This is a genomic window from Streptococcus cuniculi (assembly GCF_004570575.1).
In the GTDB taxonomy this organism is placed as follows: Bacteria; Bacillota; Bacilli; order Lactobacillales; family Streptococcaceae; genus Streptococcus; species Streptococcus cuniculi_A.
In genome coordinates, this window is record NZ_SPPD01000005.1 from 95,395 (window position 1) to 110,566 (window position 15,172).

Consider the following 15,172-nt stretch of genomic DNA (forward strand, 5'->3'; position numbering starts at 1 on the left):
TTTGAAGATTGGAGGAGGTTGCTTGCGTCCGAAACACCTAAGAAATGATTAAAAATTTTTCTGTATCGATTGAAGATGAGAATATTCTGAAATTTCTATTCTATAGCCTTGCTCTATCAAATTGATGTTGAATCGTGTTATAATAATAAGGTTAGATAGAAAAAAGAGAAAAGGAGGAGTTATGAAAAAGGAAATCGCACCTGAATTGTACAATTATAATAAATTTCCTGGTCCCAGTTTTGCTCGAGTCGGGGATAAGGTTGTCGCAGAAAATATTGAACTAGATCTCTTGGAAGACTACCGTCAAGCCTTTGATCAGACGGCTTTTGGCCAACGTTTTTCTCCCCTCATGCTAAAGTTTGATTACATTGTGGGAGATTGGGGCAACGATCAGCTCCGTTTGAAAGGTTTTTACAGGGACGAGAAGGCAGTGAAGTTCGACTTGAAAATCAGCCGTTTGGACGATTACTTGACAGAGTTTTGTAATTTTGGCTGCGCCTATTTTGTCTTGGAAAATCCAAATCCGCAGGAACTACCAGTAGAAGTGGCAGAACACCCAATCCGTAGACGCCGTAGCAGAAACAATCGCAAACCTCAGCGTTCATTTACCGTAAAAGAAAAGAGCGATAAGCAAAATCAACGCTCACAAAAGCAGACAAAACTAGAACGTAGCAAGAAACAACACAAGAAAAAGAATCAGCGTGAACCACAGGAAGCCAAGCGTGGCTTTGTGATTCGCCAGAAGTAGGAGACCTATGAAACCATCGATTTATAGCCTCAGCCGCACGGATTTGACGGACTGGGTATTGGCACAGGATGAGAAGAAATTTCGCGCCACGCAGATTTGGGAGTGGCTCTATCGGAAACGTGTTCAGACCTTTGACGAGATGACCAATCTATCAAAAGACTTGATTGCAAAACTAAACGACCACTTTGTCGTCAATCCCCTCAAACAGCGCATCGTACAGGAATCAAAAGACGGGACGGTCAAGTACCTATTTGAATTGCTTGATGGAATGCTGATTGAGACAGTTTTGATGCGCCAGCATTACGGCTTGTCTGTCTGTGTGACAACCCAGGTCGGCTGCAATATCGGCTGTACTTTCTGTGCCTCTGGCTTGATTCGCAAGCAACGAGATTTAAATAGTGGAGAAATCATGGCGCAGATTATGCTGGTGCAGAAGTATTTTGATGACCGCAATCAAGGGGAGCGCGTCAGCCATATCGTGGTCATGGGGATTGGGGAACCCTTTGATAACTACGACAATGTCCTCAATTTCTTGCGGATTGTCAATGATGATAAGGGAATGGCCATCGGGGCTCGTCACATCACCGTTTCCACCTCTGGCTTGGCACCGAAAATTCGTGAATTTGCGAGAGAAGGTGTGCAGGTCAATCTAGCAGTCTCTCTCCACGCTCCAAACAATGACATTCGCTCAAGCATCATGCGTATCAACCGTAAGTTCCCAATTGAAGTCTTGTTTGAAGCCATTGAAGACTATATCGACACGACGAACCGCCGGGTGACCTTCGAGTATATCATGCTCAACGAAGTCAATGACGGAGTGGAACAAGCCCAAGAATTGGCTGATTTGACCAAGAATATTCGCAAGCTGTCCTACGTTAACTTGATTCCTTATAACCCTGTGAGCGAACATGACCAATATAGCCGTTCCACACCAGAACGGGTGGCAGCTTTCTATGACCGCCTCAAGAAAAATGGGGTTAACTGCGTTGTCCGTCAGGAACATGGTACCGATATTGATGCGGCTTGTGGTCAGTTGCGCTCCAACACCATGAAAAAAGACCGCGAATCAGCCCGTGCCCGTATTGCAGCAGCCAAGGCCAAAGCAGGTATCAAGGCATGAGCAATCTGTTTCGAGTAGACGGAGAATTGACCACGGTCGGCCGAAAAGTCGGCCTATTTTTGGCGTGGCTCTACGGCCTTGCAATCTGTTGTATGTGCTTTCTACCGCAAAATATCTATCCTCAGTATAAGACCTTTTCTACGCCAGGGATTGTCCAAATTGGCAGGCTCTATCTCTTGCCCGTGCCCTTTAATAGTTTCGTCAATGCTGATCAGCTCGTTAGCCTCGGTGACTGGTGGCTGGTCCTGCTTCAGAATCTCACCAACATTTTTCTGCTCTACCCCCTTGTCTTGGCCTTTGTGTTTCTTTTTAGAAAATGGCAGAGCCTTCGAGCAGTTGCCATCTATAGCTTTTTGATGAGTTTGTTCATCGAGTGTACCCAGCTCTTGCTGGATCTTCTCTTTGATGCAGGCCGTGTCTTTGAAGTTGATGACCTCTGGACCAATACACTAGGAGGAATCCTTGCCTATCTGACCTATTGCCTGTGGAAGAAAGCCTTTACAAAAAAATGAAGATTTTTCAAGAAAGAGCTTGACAAAGATAAAAAGAAGTCCTATAATATGGGCTATACTCAATGAAAATGAAGAGCTGACTAGGAAACGACTTAGCGTACGGCAAAGTGAGCTGACAAGGTCAGGTGTTCAGTTTCGCAGAGTAAGAATCAGAAGAAGTAGTAGACGAGAAGTTTTCAGGGAGCTTGTGGGTATTGCGAACAAGCAGCGGACGTTTATGAAATGGGCTGATGTTCTATAGTGAATTCAAAACAATGAGAATTCGGTTGGCACCCCTTACCGTGCAGCTCCTTGATAGAGGAGCTTGAGAGATGGGACGATTCTAGACAAGTTCCATAAGTGAGGTGGCACCGTGTCATTGACGCCCTCGCATACAGTTTTGTATGCGGGGGCTTTTTCTATAGTGTTATCACAACATAGCACTATATTAGGAGGGATTGTATCATGAAGAAGCGATGGCGTTTGAATCGTTTATAAAAATAGTAGTTGATGAGTGACTTGTCAATAAACAGATGGCTTATAAAAAAGAAAGAGGTATAAGATGGCAGAAAAAGGATATTTTGGACAATTTGGTGGTAGCTTTGTACCAGAAGCGATTCAGGCATTGCTCGATGAATTAGAAGCGACATTTGAAACCTATCGTGAGGATCCCGCATTTTTGGCGGAATACCAAGCCTATTTAAAGGACTATTCAGGGCGGGAGACTCCACTTTATTTCGCTGAATCATTGACCAAGAGCCTAGGTGGCGCAAAGATTTACTTGAAACGAGAAGATTTGAACCACCTCGGTTCCCACAAATTAAACAATGTGCTAGGACAGATTTTATTAGCGAAACGCATGGGCAAGACCCGAGTGATTGCAGAAACAGGGGCAGGTCAACATGGGGTCGCCACAGCTGCGGTCGCTGCTCGCTTCGGAATGGGCTGTGATATTTACATGGGGGCAGAAGATGTCAAACGCCAACGCCTCAATGTTTTCCGGATGGAGATGATGGGTGCTAAGGTACACGCAGTCACCGCAGGTACACAAACGTTGAAAGAAGCGGTAGACGCTGCTTTTGGGGCATGGATGGCAGATTTGGAAGCCTTCTATGTCTTGGGTTCAGCAGTAGGACCACATCCTTATCCGACCATTGTGCATGAGTTCCAAAAGGTTATCAGCCTCGAATCTCGCCGCCAAATCTTGGAAAAAGAAGGACGCCTGCCTGATTATGTTATGGCTTGTGTCGGCGGTGGTTCCAATGCCATCGGTGCTTTCTCCCAATATGTGGCAGATGAAAGCGTCGGTCTGGTTGGGGTCGAGGCTGCTGGAAAAGGGGTTGATACCAGCCTTCATGCAGCAACCATGACCAAGGGAACCGTTGGGATTGTAGACGGGATGAAGACGATTGCCCTCTTTGATGACGCAGGTAGTGTAGCGCCAGTTTATTCGATTTCAGCAGGGCTGGATTATCCAGGAGTAGGTCCAGAGCATGCTTTCTTTAAAGAAAGCGGTCGTGTAGAATATGTGGCGGCAACAGATGATGAAGCTGTCAATTCCCTCTTGACCCTCAGTCGGACAGAGGGAATTGTACCAGCCATTGAAAGCTCGCATGCCTTGGCAGAAGCGATGAAACGGGCTCCGCAATTGGATAAGGACCAAATCATCATCGTCAATCTCTCTGGTCGAGGAGACAAGGACGTGGCCGCGATTGCGGACTATTTGGAGGAACGAAACTCTGTGCTTTCTTAGTCACCGTGAAGAATGGTTTTATGTTGGACTAGAAACCATAGAGGGCAGTCTTTATTTGAGTAAGTTGGTCAACTCTTTTGTTGTTTCAAAAATGGTCTTCAATTGAGACACATCTTCTTGAATCATGGCTAAATATAACAAGTCTGTCAGAAACATAGAGTTATTCCGTGAATCGATAGCTCCGACCCGCAACTCTTGTTCGTGTCTAGGAATGCGGAATACAAAATCACAGATGTTGACAATAGGACTTGTTCCAACACCAGTAATCGCGATGGTTTTTAAAGCATGGGAAGCCGCAAATCGTAAAGGGACGAGCACTTCCTTTGTTGTTCCGCTATAGCTGATACCAATCGCAATATCATCTGGGGATGCCGATACGATACTAGCTGTTTGGATATGGGAATCTTGAGTGTAGATGCAGTTTTTTCCCAACCGGTTTAATTTATAATAAAAATCGCTACAAACGGTTCCCGATGTCCCCACTCCAAATAGATAGATCGTATTGGCATTTCTGACTAATTCGACCACATATTTTAATTCCTCGATATTGAGGAGACTGAGCGTTTCTTGAATGGAGGTCATATTGGAGTTTGCCAGTTTGAGAACCAGATGTTCTACACTATCGGCCGAGGTAATTTGCGCGTCGTATAGTTCATCGTATTTGGTGTTTAACAGCTCTAATTTAAATTTATGAAAATTGGAGAATCCGAGTTTTTTCGCCAAGCGACTGACAGTAGCTGTCGAGGTATTGCATTGGGTTGCTAGATACTGAATGGTCATCGTCTCAACGCTGATACGGTTATCTTGGATAAATTGGAGAATCCGTTGTTCAGACTTTGTAAGACCATTGATATTAGGAGAAAAAATTGTCATACTACTTCTTCCTTTGACGAGTTTGTATATCTTTATTGTACACTATTTCCCTCGTTTTAGGAGAGATTATCCCTTATTTTTTGTAAATAAATTACATAAAATAATAAAATATCTTGAAAAATAATTTCAATAGTGTATAATAAAAGAAAGTAAACGTTTACAAACACAAAGGAGGAGGATGCCTATGGACATTCATGAGTTGCATACAGAGCAAGTCAATCCCGCATCTGCAACAATCGAAGAGATGAGTATTGCGGAATTAACGGCTTATATCAATCAGGAGGATCAAAAAGTTGCCCATGCCGTGGCTCAGGTCCTCCCTCAAGTAAATAGGCTCATTGAACAGACTGTCGACTGTGTTCGCAAGCAGGGACGCATATTGTATATTGGGGCAGGAACATCAGGCCGACTAGGGATTTTAGATGCTTCTGAATGCCCGCCGACTTATGGTGTTAGCCCTGAGTTGGTACAGGGAATTATCGCAGGCGGCCCCAAAGCTATTTTATCAGCTCAAGAAGGAGCAGAGGATGCCCAGCTTGCTGCGATGGAGGATTTGCAGGATTACCAAGTCTGTGACAAGGACATGGTCATTGGCTTAGCAGCATCAGGGCGCACGCCTTATGTCCTTTCTGCTCTTAATTATGCCAGAAAAATCGGTGCTAAGACTGCTTCCATTTCCTGCGTAGAAGGAGCAGAGCTGTCAGCAGTTGCAGATATTGCCATCGAAGTGTTAGTCGGACCAGAAGTGGTGGCTGGCTCCAGCCGTATGAAAGCAGGAACAGCTCAAAAGTTGATTTTAAACATGATTTCAACTGCGACTATGATTCAGCTTGGAAAAGTATATAAGGGCTATATGGTGGATGTTCAGCCAACAAATGCAAAATTAGTCAAGCGCGCCAAGCAGATTATCCAAAAGACAACAGCTTGTAGTGAGGCAGAAGCAGAACACGTCTTTGCCCAATCCAAACAGCAAGTGAAAAAAGCCATTCTCATGCAGCTGGGTGGAGTAAGTCTCGACGAATCAGAAGCCCTGCTAGAAAAGCATCAAGACAATATCGTTCATGCGATTGGGGAGTTCATGAAAAACGAGGAGTAAACAATGGAAACAAAAACAACGGTTCAACAATTATTAGCGAGTATAGGAGGCGTCGCAAATGTTTCTGGAAATGCTATTTGCATGACACGATTGCGACTACAATTAAAAGATCGACAAGCAGTTCAGTTTGAAGCATTAAAACAAATCGAGGGTGTCTTAGGAGTAGTGGATGCGGACACCTTACAAATCGTCTTTGGCCCTGGTCGCGTTACAACAGTGGGTCAAGAATTTGCAGCAGCGACAGGCATTCCCTTAGGAAGCGTTACGGAAGAAATGACAGCAGAAGAGTTAGCGACTGTCAACAAGCAAGAAAATAAGGCAAAGCACGATAAGCCACTTCAACGATTTTTACAGAAAATCGCCAACATCTTTGTCCCTATCTTACCAGGAATTATTGCAGCAGGGATGATCAATGGCCTTACCAATATCATCAATGTCAGTACGAACAATGCCTTTGCGATGGTGTGGTGGTACCAGTGTATTCGGACGATGAGCTGGGGTCTCTTTACATTTTTGCCGATTTATGTCGGAATGAATGCAGCAAAAGAATTTAAAGGAAGTCCGATTTTAGGAGCTATTGCTGGTGCCATGTTTGTGTCTGTGCCCTCCATGCCTCTCTTGACAATGGTCAATGAGCAAGCAATCATCCTGCCTTTGGTCAACAAAGCCTACTCTCCAGGGGTTGGAGGTTTATTAGCAGCCCTATTTGCCGGAATATTCTTTGCTCACTTAGAAAAAGTCATTCGGAAATATATGCCGAGTTTTTTAGACACCTTCTTAACCCCTCTGTTAACGGTGATATTAGGTGGTTTACTGACAGTCATTGTGATTCAGCCCTTGGGGAATACCTTGACAGCTGGTATCTACAATACTCTAACCTTTATCTATGAACAGCTGGGTGTGGTTGGTGGATATCTATTATCGGCAGGTTTCCTACCATTGGTATCGGTCGGACTCCATCAAGCTCTAACCCCCATTCATGTCTTATTGAATAATCCTGATGGACCAACTGGTGGAATCAACTATCTTCTACCAATTCTGATGACAGCTGGGGGAGGTCAGGTTGGTGCAGGTTTAGCCCTCTACTTCAAAACGAAAAATAAGAAATTAAAACAATTAACCCGTGACTCCCTGCCTGTTGGAGTATTGGGGATTGGAGAGCCAATGATGTACGCAGTCACTCTCCCGTTAGGAAAACCTTTTATCACAGCTTGTCTAGGTTCAGGGATTGGCGGCATGCTAGCGGTTCTCTTTCATTTAGGAACAGTTACTCAGGGAGTATCAGGCTTGTTCGGCCTACTAATCATGGTACCAGGAACCCAGCTTCAGTACGTCCTAGCCATGTTGGCTGCTTATGTCTGTGGTTTTGTCCTCACATGGTTCTTTGGCATTGATGAGGAACGGATTGATGAAGTCTATGGAAAATAAAGCATTTTTAAGTTCCTTTGGTTTTTCCATCTATGCCTCGCGGTCTGTGCAAACAAATCAAAATCTTATCTTAGAGTATAAACAGTCCGGTTTTTCCTTTGCCTTTACATCGTTAAATATTTCCGAAGAGAAAGGACAGCAGCAAGAGTTTAAAAGGATGGTTGATTTTTGTCAGAAAGAGGGGATTGCTCTTTTTGTGGATATTAACGCAGAGAGTTATCAGCGACTCGGTATCAGTGGTCTAAAAGAACTGGGATGTACAGCAGTTCGGATTGATGATGGACTATCAGAGGAAGAAATCCTCCAATTGTCTCATGACTTTCAGCTCGTGTTTAATGCTTCAACCTTGACAGATGAATTCATAGAAGCACTAGAGAAAAAAGGTTTGGATTTGAGTAAGATAATGGCCTGCCATAATTATTACCCCAAACCTTATACTGGTTTAAGCATAGAGCGTCTACGGATGATTAATGAGCGGCTCCATCGCTACTTTATTCCTGTGATTGCGTTTGTACCTGGCGAGGAGCGTCGCTTCCCCTTGTTTGAGGGCTTACCAACGGTGGAAGAACACCGATTTTTGACACCGTTACAAGCTAGCCTAGATTGCTTGATGAAGGGTCAATGTGATTATATTTGTGTAGGAGACACCCGTTTAGCGTCAGATTCTCTCCTTGAGATGTCGTATGTATCAAAAGGCATGATTCCTTTGGTAGCCGATGTACCAGAAGAATGGAGAGGGATGGTATTTGAAAATAGGATTGATAAGAGTGATTATGTCATTCGGGCTGTGCATTCAAGGAGCCAATTAGCTGATACTGTAGTGAAAGGACGATGCGTAGCGCGGCATCGAGGAGATATTGTTTTAGCTAATGCTCAGTTTTTACGTTATGAACATGAATTGGAAATCTGCTTAGTAGATTTACCAGCAGATAGTCGACAAGAAGTGATAGGGTCAGTAGATCCTCGAAGTAGGCCTTTATTAGACTACATTGAAGCCCCATTTTCATTTGTATTTATATGACCTAAAAAAGAGTGAGAACAATCGATTTCTAGGAATCACGATTGTATCTCACTCTCTTTTTGTTCACTATATTATTTATTTACTGGCCAAAGCCCCCATTGGATCCCATGGTGCTAGGACAGTCGGTTCAGCCTGATAGGCTACCAGTTCTTCTTCAGTCAGGAAGTCTTTTCGCACAACGATTTGGTAGGTGTACTCGTCCATCCAGCTGTCACTTGCGACAAAGTAGCCCTTGTCTCCGACCTTATCTCCCCATGAATTTTCAACCTTCCATTTGACAGACTGGCCGTTTTCATCAAGGTCAACACCTGTTAATACCATGGCGTGGGTCATGAGGCTCTCGCTATAATCAAGGCGTCCTGCCTTGTCTTGGTGGAGGTCGATGTTCATGCTAGAGACGAAGTCGTACATGCCGTTTGCCATGACACCTGTCTTGCGGTTACTCGATTGGCCTACATCAGAGCCAAACCAGACTGTTTCTCCTGCCTGCATTTGGGCAATAGCTAGTTCCTTCAAGCGATCCATTTCCACATTAAGGTAACGAACAGGTCGGCTGCCTACGACATTTCCGAGCATGTCGACGGTATAGGATTTACCATATGGCTTATCGGCAGTCGGTGCATTGATAATGGACACATAGTCGTCCAATGGAATATCTACATATTTTTTATAAAATTCTTGCGGCGTCAAGCCTTTTTCACTATGGTAGTTGTTGTCTTTATCGCGGTAGGCAAAGTCAAAGGTGCGAGGTGGTAAGCCAAGCGACATAGCAAGGAAGTTGAAGATTCCTTGCAAGAGTTCTTCTTTTTTTGCTTGAATGGCTTCTGCTGTTCCTCCCTGTGCTACCAATTCCCGTAAGATTTGCGCATCTTGGCGGAGCAATTTATTCAACAGGGCATTGAGTTCACGGCTGTTACTGGAAGAGATGGACTCGGGATAGATGGACTTAGGTACAACACCGTATTTTTCAAAGAGGGAGACGACCATATCCCATTGACCGCCGTCTTGTTGAGGGACATCTAAGAGGAATTTCACCTTGCGACTGGTCAAGTCTTGATCAGCAGTAGCCAGAATTTGCTCCAAGAACCAGTTGGATTTTTCGTATTTGTCCCAGAAGAAGGTGTGGGCTTGCGACAGTTCAAAGTTTTCCAATTGGAAACCAGCGATCATTTTGTGGCGGAAGGTATTCAAGGCTGCAAACATCCAGCAACGGCCAGAGGCTTTCTGATTGCTGACCTTGTCCTTGGTCAAGTCGATGGAAAAGACTGGCTCGTTTTCCACGCTGCTGCTACGTTTTTCAAGAGAAGCATAGATACCATTGTGGGTCACTGCATTTTCCATGGCAGCAAATTGCTGATTTGCCTCATATTCGGCAAAAAATTTATCAGTTAATGATTGGTTTAATGAGTTCATAAGATTCTCCTTTTCTATAAGAATTTGTATTCACTATCTATTGTTTGAATGGTCCTTTTCCCTTCATTCAGTATTTCTTCAAAAACGATCTGTGGTTGATGGCAAATTGGCTCATTCAATGTCTCACTTATTCAGGAACACAGTATATAAGACCTATTATAGACCTTTTTGGAAAATCTTCAAGCGCGGACTGGAAAAAGAGAAAAAAGCTGGGATTTCCCCAGCTTTTCTATGGTATCGAGTATTATTTCCAAAAATGATCAAAGATGCTGATTGGTAGATGGCGTTTGTGTTCGGTTTTCTTCCACCAATTCTCGATAATGGTTTGTGCTTGTGGGTCAATAGTCTTGCCCTCTAGGTAGTCATCGATGTTTTCATAGGTCACACCGAGCGCCACCTCATCTGCTAATCCCGGCTTGTCTTCTTCTAAGTCGGCTGTCGGAATCTTCTCATAGAGCGCCTTGTCTGCTCCGAGTTCAGCCAAAAGAGCCTTTCCTTGGCGTTTATTGAGGCGGAAAAGTGGTAGGATGTCTGCACCACCATCCCCAAACTTGGTGAAGAAGCCCGTGATATTCTCAGCCGCATGGTCAGTCCCAATGACGGCACCTTGGTAGCTTCCTGCAAGGGCGTATTGAGCAATCATGCGACTTCTAGCCTTGATATTTCCCTTGTTAAAATCAGAAACGCTAGCCCCTGTCGCGTCCACAGCCTTGGTCATGGCGTCCACGCTCTCCTTGATATTGACGACTAGACTAACATCGGGCTTGATAAAGCTTAGTGCTGCTTGGGCATCGTCTTCATCTGCCTGAATACCGTAAGGCAGGCGAACTGCGATGAATTGGTAGGCTTCGTCGCCTGTTTCAGCCCGCATTTCTTCAATTGCTAGTTGCGCTAAGCGGCCTGCCAAGGTTGAATCTTGACCGCCAGAAATGCCTAGAACGTAGCTTTTCAAAAAGGGATGTTTTTTGAGGTACTCTTTCAAGAAATCAATCGATTTGCGGATTTCTTCCTGCGGATTGATACTTGGTTTAACACCTAATTGCTGGATAATCGTTTCTTGTAGGCTCATTTATTCTCCTTTTGGCTCAACTGAGTTTGGTTGCGCACTTGCTGAATCAGATTCATCTTGTGTTCCCAGACATCTTGCGCCAAATCAACTGGATAATCTTGTGGATTGAGCATGCGTTTGTATTCGTCCCAGAGTTGGTCAAATTGGGTATTGGCATAGGCCTGAATATCTGGCAGACTTGGTAAGTCGTAGACGAGTTTACCTTTGTCAAAAATATCCACCAAGAGAGGAACTGCTTCAAAATCAGTCACCGTTTTATTGATATAGGTATAGGTCGGGTGGAACATGTGAATCGACTGCATTTCAGTCACATCGGTATCCGCAAAGGTGATGTAGTCACCTTCGGTCTTTCCTTTTTCACGACTCGTAATCCGCCAGACTTGTTTTTTCCCTGGTGTTGATACTTTTTCTACGTTGGAAGAGAGTTTGATGGTATCGCGCATATTTCCATTCTCATCTTCAATGGAGACAATCTTGTAAACTGCGCCTAAAGCTGGCTGATCATAAGCGGTGATGAGCTTAGTACCAACACCCCAGACATCGATCTTTGCCTTTTGCATTTTCAGGTTCAAAATGGTATTTTCATCAAGGTCATTAGAGGCGTAGATTTTGGCATCTGTATAGCCTGCATCGTCCAGCTGTTGGCGAACTTTTTTAGAGATGTAAGCCATGTCGCCTGAGTCAATACGAACACCGAGGAAGTTAATCTTATCCCCAAATTCCTTAGCAACCCGAATAGCAGCAGGAACACCGAGACGCAAGGTATCATAGGTGTCAACCAAGAAGACACAATTTTTATGGGTAGATGCGTAGGCTTTGAAAGAATCGTAATCGTTACCGTAGGTTTGTACCAAGGCATGGGCATGCGTACCAGCTACTGGAATACCGAAGATTTTCCCAGCGCGGACATTTGATGTCGCACCAGCACCACCGATAAAGGCTGCGCGTGTTCCCCAGATGGCGGCGTCCATTTCTTGAGCCCGACGTGTACCAAATTCAAGAAGTGGTTCATCTTCCAAAATCGCCTTGATTCGTCTTGCTTTGGTCGCAATCAGGGTTTGGTAGTTCACGATATTTAAAATCGCTGTTTCAACCAACTGACATTGGGCAAGCGGTCCTTCGATTTGCATGATAGGCTCATTGGCAAAGACCAAATCTCCCTCTTTAGCAGAACGGACGGTCAGAGAAAAACGTAATTGATCTAAATACGTTAGAAACTCTTCTGGATAGCCTTGATCACGCAGGTAGTCAAGGTCGGTCTGGGTAAACGAAAGGTTTGACAGATAATGGACAACGCGCTCCAAGCCCGCAAACACAGCGTACCCATTATGGAAAGGAAGTTTCCGAAAATACACTTCAAACACCGCGTTTTTCTCATGAATTCCTTGTTCAAAATACACCTGAGCCATATTGATTTGATATAGATCGGTGTGTAGCGTTAAACTATCATCAGAATAAATGTTCATCTTATTCTCCTCCTGTTAGTTATAGTATAGCATAAAAAAACAGCCCAGTGGGCTGTTTTTTCACGAGCTTGTCAATAAAAGAGCGAGTAAGATTTTAGGTGGATTGTTTTTTCCCGAGCCCAGAAATAAGAAAGCGTATCTAATCTTGCGGATTGTGTTTCTAACCTAAAAAGAATAGGAGAGCGTATAACATGAAGAAGAATGACAAGCTACAGACATTGCACAATCAAGCTGGCCAGAAATAGACAAGGAACATAGGGAAGAGATTTTGGTTCAAATAGTTTGAAAATGAGTAGTCCCAATACGCTAGCCAGTTGGACAATCCAGAGGATGTCAGATAGAGAGAAGAGGAGCGACAGGCTGGCGAGGTAGAAAAAATCTCCTGAACCGATATTGAGATTGTATCGTTCAGCGAGCAGGGCAAGGGCAATGAAACCACAAAATACCCAGTTGGTGCTCGATAGTAGAAGGGCTAGAAAAGTGAAAGCCAGCCAGACCCAAAGAGGATATTCTTGGTGTTTAACATCATAGATGCTTAGAACCAAACCTGCAAAAAGGAGGGTGCATTGGAGTATGGAAATCAGATTATGAGCCAGTAAGAGCACCAGCCCAGCGGAAATCAGCTCTAGTCCGATATACCAGTAGGGAATCTTCGCCTTGCAATAGCGACATTTGAAGCGCAGCATGAGCTGGGAAACAATCGGAATCAGGTCCCAACATTTGAGAGGCTCTTTGCAGTGATTGCAGTGGCTACTTGGAAAGAGGAGGGACTGGTCGGGAAAGCGGTCAATGACGAGACCGAGGAAGGAGCCAAGGGAAGCTCCTAAAAAAATGAATAAAAAAGTTCTCATACTTATCTATTCGCAAAAGGGTTTCAAAAAATAAGCAGAAAGATGAATTTTTAGATTTTTTCCCTACGGCAATGCTTGAAATATGATAGAATAGGAGAATGAAATCGTACAATGCACTGAATGATTATTATCGGAAATTGTTTGGAGAAAAGACCTTTAAAGTCCCGATTGATGCGGGTTTTGACTGTCCCAATCGGGATGGGACAGTGGCAAAAGGAGGCTGTACTTTCTGCACAGTGTCGGGCTCTGGTGATGCCATTGTGGCACCTGATGCGCCTATTCGGGAGCAGTTTTACAAGGAAATTGACTTTATGCACTGCAAGTGGCCAGAAGTCAGAAAGTATTTGGTTTATTTTCAAAATTTCACCAATACCCATGCTAAGGTTGAGGTGATTCGGGAGCGGTATGAGCAAGCAATCAACGAACCCGGAGTGGTTGGGATCAATATTGGAACTCGTCCAGACTGCCTGCCAGATGAAACGATTGCGTATTTGGCGGAGCTGTCTGAGCGCATGCATGTAACAGTGGAGTTAGGCTTACAGACGACCTTTGAAGCAACCTCAGACTTGATTAACCGTGCGCATTCGTATGAGCTCTATGTCGAAACGGTGAAACGCCTGCGTCAGTTTCCTAAGATTGAAATTGTCTCCCATCTAATCAATGGTCTACCAGGTGAAACGCATGAGATGATGCTGGAAAATGTTCGCCGTTGCGTGACGGATAATGATATTCAGGGGATTAAATTGCACCTGCTACATCTGATGACCAATACACGTATGCAGCGGGATTATCACGAAGGACGCCTCCGGCTACTCAGCCAAGAAGAGTACGTTAGAATTATTTGTGATCAGCTGGAAATTATTCCCAACCATATCGTGATTCATCGGATTACAGGAGACGCGCCACGCGATATGCTGATCGGTCCTATGTGGAGCCTAAACAAGTGGGAGGTGCTAAATGCGATTGAAGATGAAATGCGCCGTCGTGGGAGCGTGCAAGGATGTAAGGCAAAGGAGCAGAAGTTTAGATGTTAAGACCCTTAGAAATGGCTCATCAGTTTTTGGCAGAAGTTGTGACCAAGGAAGATGTCGTGGTTGATGCGACGATGGGAAATGGTCATGACACGCTGTTTCTTGCTCAACGAGCTAAAAAAGTAGTTGCTTTTGATATTCAGGAACAGGCACTTGAAAAAACACGGCAACGCCTGCAAGAAGCTGGTCTTGCAAATGTCGAATTGTTGTTGGTAGGGCATGAGCAGCTCGATCGCTACGTGACAGATGTCAAGGCGGGCATTTTCAATCTGGGCTATCTTCCCAGTGCGGACAAGTCTGTGATTACCCAGCCCAAGACGACTCTTCTAGCACTTGAAAAATTGTGCCGACAGTTGGTGTTAGGTGGCCGGATTGCTATGATGATTTACTATGGCCATGAGGGAGGAGAGATAGAGCGTGACGCGGTTCTCGACTTTGTTAGTCGGCTGTCCCAGCGGGAATTTACAGCCACTATCTATCGCACTCTCAATCAAGTCAATCGTCCACCATTTTTAGTGATGCTTGAAAAAATAAAGGAATACAAACATGGATAAAAAATATTTACAGGAAAAACTAGCAGGGCTTAGAAGCAAGTACGTTGATTCTAATGCAGGTGAGCAATTAGCTACACAATTTGACGATGCTCCTTTGAGTAAAAAAATGGATAAAATCAAACAGAAATTAGTCAGTCTTGAAATGGAACGTTGCCAGAAACAGATTGAGCATCGGGATTTGTCTAAAATCGATGAAAAGATTACGGAGCAACGAATCCTGTTTGAAAAGTGTTGCAATGAAAGAATAAGGAGGTAGTA

15 protein-coding genes are annotated in these 15,172 nt (G+C 44.3%); 10 read left to right on the forward strand and 5 right to left on the reverse strand.

Translation table 11 applies throughout. The annotated features are described in order from the left end of the window. Positions 1–181 precede the first annotated feature (181 nt). The 4 genes from E4T82_RS05060 (at position 182) to trpB (ending at position 4,112) form a co-directional block, all read left to right on the forward strand. Entirely contained in the window at positions 182–748 is a 567-nt protein-coding gene (locus E4T82_RS05060) for a YutD family protein (protein ID WP_135181778.1), read from the forward strand. 7 nt (positions 749–755) lie between these two features. Continuing rightward, positions 756–1,868, forward strand: a complete 1,113-nt coding sequence (rlmN, locus tag E4T82_RS05065) for a 23S rRNA (adenine(2503)-C(2))-methyltransferase RlmN (protein ID WP_135181779.1) — start codon at positions 756–758, stop codon at positions 1,866–1,868. Continuing rightward, positions 1,865–2,380: a VanZ family protein gene (locus E4T82_RS05070; RefSeq protein WP_135181780.1), complete on the forward strand. Its 516-nt coding sequence runs from the start codon at positions 1,865–1,867 to the stop codon at positions 2,378–2,380. Before rlmN ends, E4T82_RS05070 begins: the two co-directional genes overlap by 4 nt. 541 nt (positions 2,381–2,921) lie before the next feature. Further along, the gene (trpB, locus tag E4T82_RS05075; RefSeq protein ID WP_135181781.1) at positions 2,922–4,112 is read left to right on the forward strand and encodes a tryptophan synthase subunit beta; all 1,191 of its coding nucleotides are present in this window, start codon (positions 2,922–2,924) and stop codon (positions 4,110–4,112) included. Positions 4,113–4,163: 51 nt separating this feature from the next. Here the strand turns inward: trpB and E4T82_RS05080 are convergent, their stop codons facing one another. Beyond that, on the reverse strand, positions 4,164–4,985 hold the full coding sequence (locus tag E4T82_RS05080; protein ID WP_135181782.1) for a MurR/RpiR family transcriptional regulator: 822 nt from the start codon (positions 4,983–4,985) through the stop codon (positions 4,164–4,166). Positions 4,986–5,169: 184 nt separating this feature from the next. Here E4T82_RS05080 and murQ point away from each other — a divergent pair, with 184 nt between their 5' ends. From murQ to E4T82_RS05095, 3 genes are read left to right on the forward strand one after another with little or no spacing between them, the layout of a single operon-like run. Beyond that, a complete protein-coding gene (gene murQ / locus E4T82_RS05085) occupies positions 5,170–6,081 on the forward strand; it encodes an N-acetylmuramic acid 6-phosphate etherase (RefSeq protein ID WP_135181783.1) in 912 nt (303 codons plus the stop codon). Between the two features lie 3 nt (positions 6,082–6,084). After that, positions 6,085–7,509, forward strand: coding sequence for a PTS transporter subunit EIIC (locus E4T82_RS05090; protein WP_135181784.1), 1,425 nt, complete (start codon positions 6,085–6,087; stop codon positions 7,507–7,509). Next, a complete protein-coding gene (locus tag E4T82_RS05095; RefSeq protein WP_228065061.1) occupies positions 7,499–8,530 on the forward strand; it encodes a MupG family TIM beta-alpha barrel fold protein in 1,032 nt (343 codons plus the stop codon). The genes E4T82_RS05090 and E4T82_RS05095 overlap by 11 nt, the downstream gene beginning before the upstream one ends. 75 nt (positions 8,531–8,605) lie before the next feature. Here E4T82_RS05095 and pepC read toward each other — a convergent pair whose 3' ends face one another. The 4 genes from pepC to E4T82_RS05115 all read right to left on the reverse strand — a co-directional run bounded on the left by pepC (position 8,606) and on the right by E4T82_RS05115 (position 13,329). Further along, on the reverse strand, positions 8,606–9,943 hold the full coding sequence (gene pepC / locus E4T82_RS05100; RefSeq protein WP_135181786.1) for an aminopeptidase C: 1,338 nt from the start codon (positions 9,941–9,943) through the stop codon (positions 8,606–8,608). Between the two features lie 244 nt (positions 9,944–10,187). After that, positions 10,188–11,012, reverse strand: a complete 825-nt coding sequence (gene nadE, locus E4T82_RS05105) for an ammonia-dependent NAD(+) synthetase (RefSeq protein ID WP_135181787.1) — start codon at positions 11,010–11,012, stop codon at positions 10,188–10,190. After that, positions 11,009–12,472, reverse strand: a complete 1,464-nt coding sequence (locus tag E4T82_RS05110) for a nicotinate phosphoribosyltransferase (protein WP_167753569.1) — start codon at positions 12,470–12,472, stop codon at positions 11,009–11,011. Before E4T82_RS05110 ends, nadE begins: the two co-directional genes overlap by 4 nt. 215 nt (positions 12,473–12,687) lie before the next feature. Continuing rightward, positions 12,688–13,329 carry a prepilin peptidase gene (locus tag E4T82_RS05115; RefSeq protein ID WP_135181789.1) on the reverse strand — a complete coding sequence of 214 codons (642 nt, stop codon included), beginning with the start codon at positions 13,327–13,329 and terminating at the stop codon, positions 12,688–12,690. Between the two features lie 98 nt (positions 13,330–13,427). Between E4T82_RS05115 and E4T82_RS05120 the strand changes: the two genes are divergently transcribed. Genes E4T82_RS05120 through E4T82_RS05130 form a run of 3 tightly spaced genes read left to right on the forward strand, consistent with a single transcriptional unit; the run spans position 13,428 to position 15,170 of the window. Beyond that, positions 13,428–14,363: a TIGR01212 family radical SAM protein gene (locus E4T82_RS05120; protein ID WP_135181790.1), complete on the forward strand. Its 936-nt coding sequence runs from the start codon at positions 13,428–13,430 to the stop codon at positions 14,361–14,363. After that, on the forward strand, positions 14,357–14,914 hold the full coding sequence (locus tag E4T82_RS05125; RefSeq protein ID WP_135181791.1) for a tRNA (mnm(5)s(2)U34)-methyltransferase: 558 nt from the start codon (positions 14,357–14,359) through the stop codon (positions 14,912–14,914). Before E4T82_RS05120 ends, E4T82_RS05125 begins: the two co-directional genes overlap by 7 nt. Further along, positions 14,907–15,170: a hypothetical protein gene (locus tag E4T82_RS05130; protein ID WP_135181792.1), complete on the forward strand. Its 264-nt coding sequence runs from the start codon at positions 14,907–14,909 to the stop codon at positions 15,168–15,170. The genes E4T82_RS05125 and E4T82_RS05130 overlap by 8 nt, the downstream gene beginning before the upstream one ends. The last annotated feature ends 2 nt before the right edge of the window (positions 15,171–15,172 follow it).

Coding starts and splice junctions, on each gene's coding strand:
- E4T82_RS05125 (WP_135181791.1), top strand. CDS start 14,357: ATGTTAAGACCCTTAGAAATGGCTCATCAGTTTTTGGCAGAAGTTGTG.
- E4T82_RS05090 (WP_135181784.1), top strand. CDS start 6,085: ATGGAAACAAAAACAACGGTTCAACAATTATTAGCGAGTATAGGAGGC.
- murQ (WP_135181783.1), top strand. CDS start 5,170: ATGGACATTCATGAGTTGCATACAGAGCAAGTCAATCCCGCATCTGCA.
- E4T82_RS05070 (WP_135181780.1), top strand. CDS start 1,865: ATGAGCAATCTGTTTCGAGTAGACGGAGAATTGACCACGGTCGGCCGA.
- E4T82_RS05060 (WP_135181778.1), top strand. CDS start 182: ATGAAAAAGGAAATCGCACCTGAATTGTACAATTATAATAAATTTCCT.
- trpB (WP_135181781.1), top strand. CDS start 2,922: ATGGCAGAAAAAGGATATTTTGGACAATTTGGTGGTAGCTTTGTACCA.
- E4T82_RS05095 (WP_228065061.1), top strand. CDS start 7,499: ATGGAAAATAAAGCATTTTTAAGTTCCTTTGGTTTTTCCATCTATGCC.
- pepC (WP_135181786.1), bottom strand. CDS start 9,943: ATGAACTCATTAAACCAATCATTAACTGATAAATTTTTTGCCGAATAT.
- E4T82_RS05080 (WP_135181782.1), bottom strand. CDS start 4,985: ATGACAATTTTTTCTCCTAATATCAATGGTCTTACAAAGTCTGAACAA.
- E4T82_RS05115 (WP_135181789.1), bottom strand. CDS start 13,329: ATGAGAACTTTTTTATTCATTTTTTTAGGAGCTTCCCTTGGCTCCTTC.
- rlmN (WP_135181779.1), top strand. CDS start 756: ATGAAACCATCGATTTATAGCCTCAGCCGCACGGATTTGACGGACTGG.
- E4T82_RS05130 (WP_135181792.1), top strand. CDS start 14,907: ATGGATAAAAAATATTTACAGGAAAAACTAGCAGGGCTTAGAAGCAAG.
- nadE (WP_135181787.1), bottom strand. CDS start 11,012: ATGAGCCTACAAGAAACGATTATCCAGCAATTAGGTGTTAAACCAAGT.
- E4T82_RS05120 (WP_135181790.1), top strand. CDS start 13,428: ATGAAATCGTACAATGCACTGAATGATTATTATCGGAAATTGTTTGGA.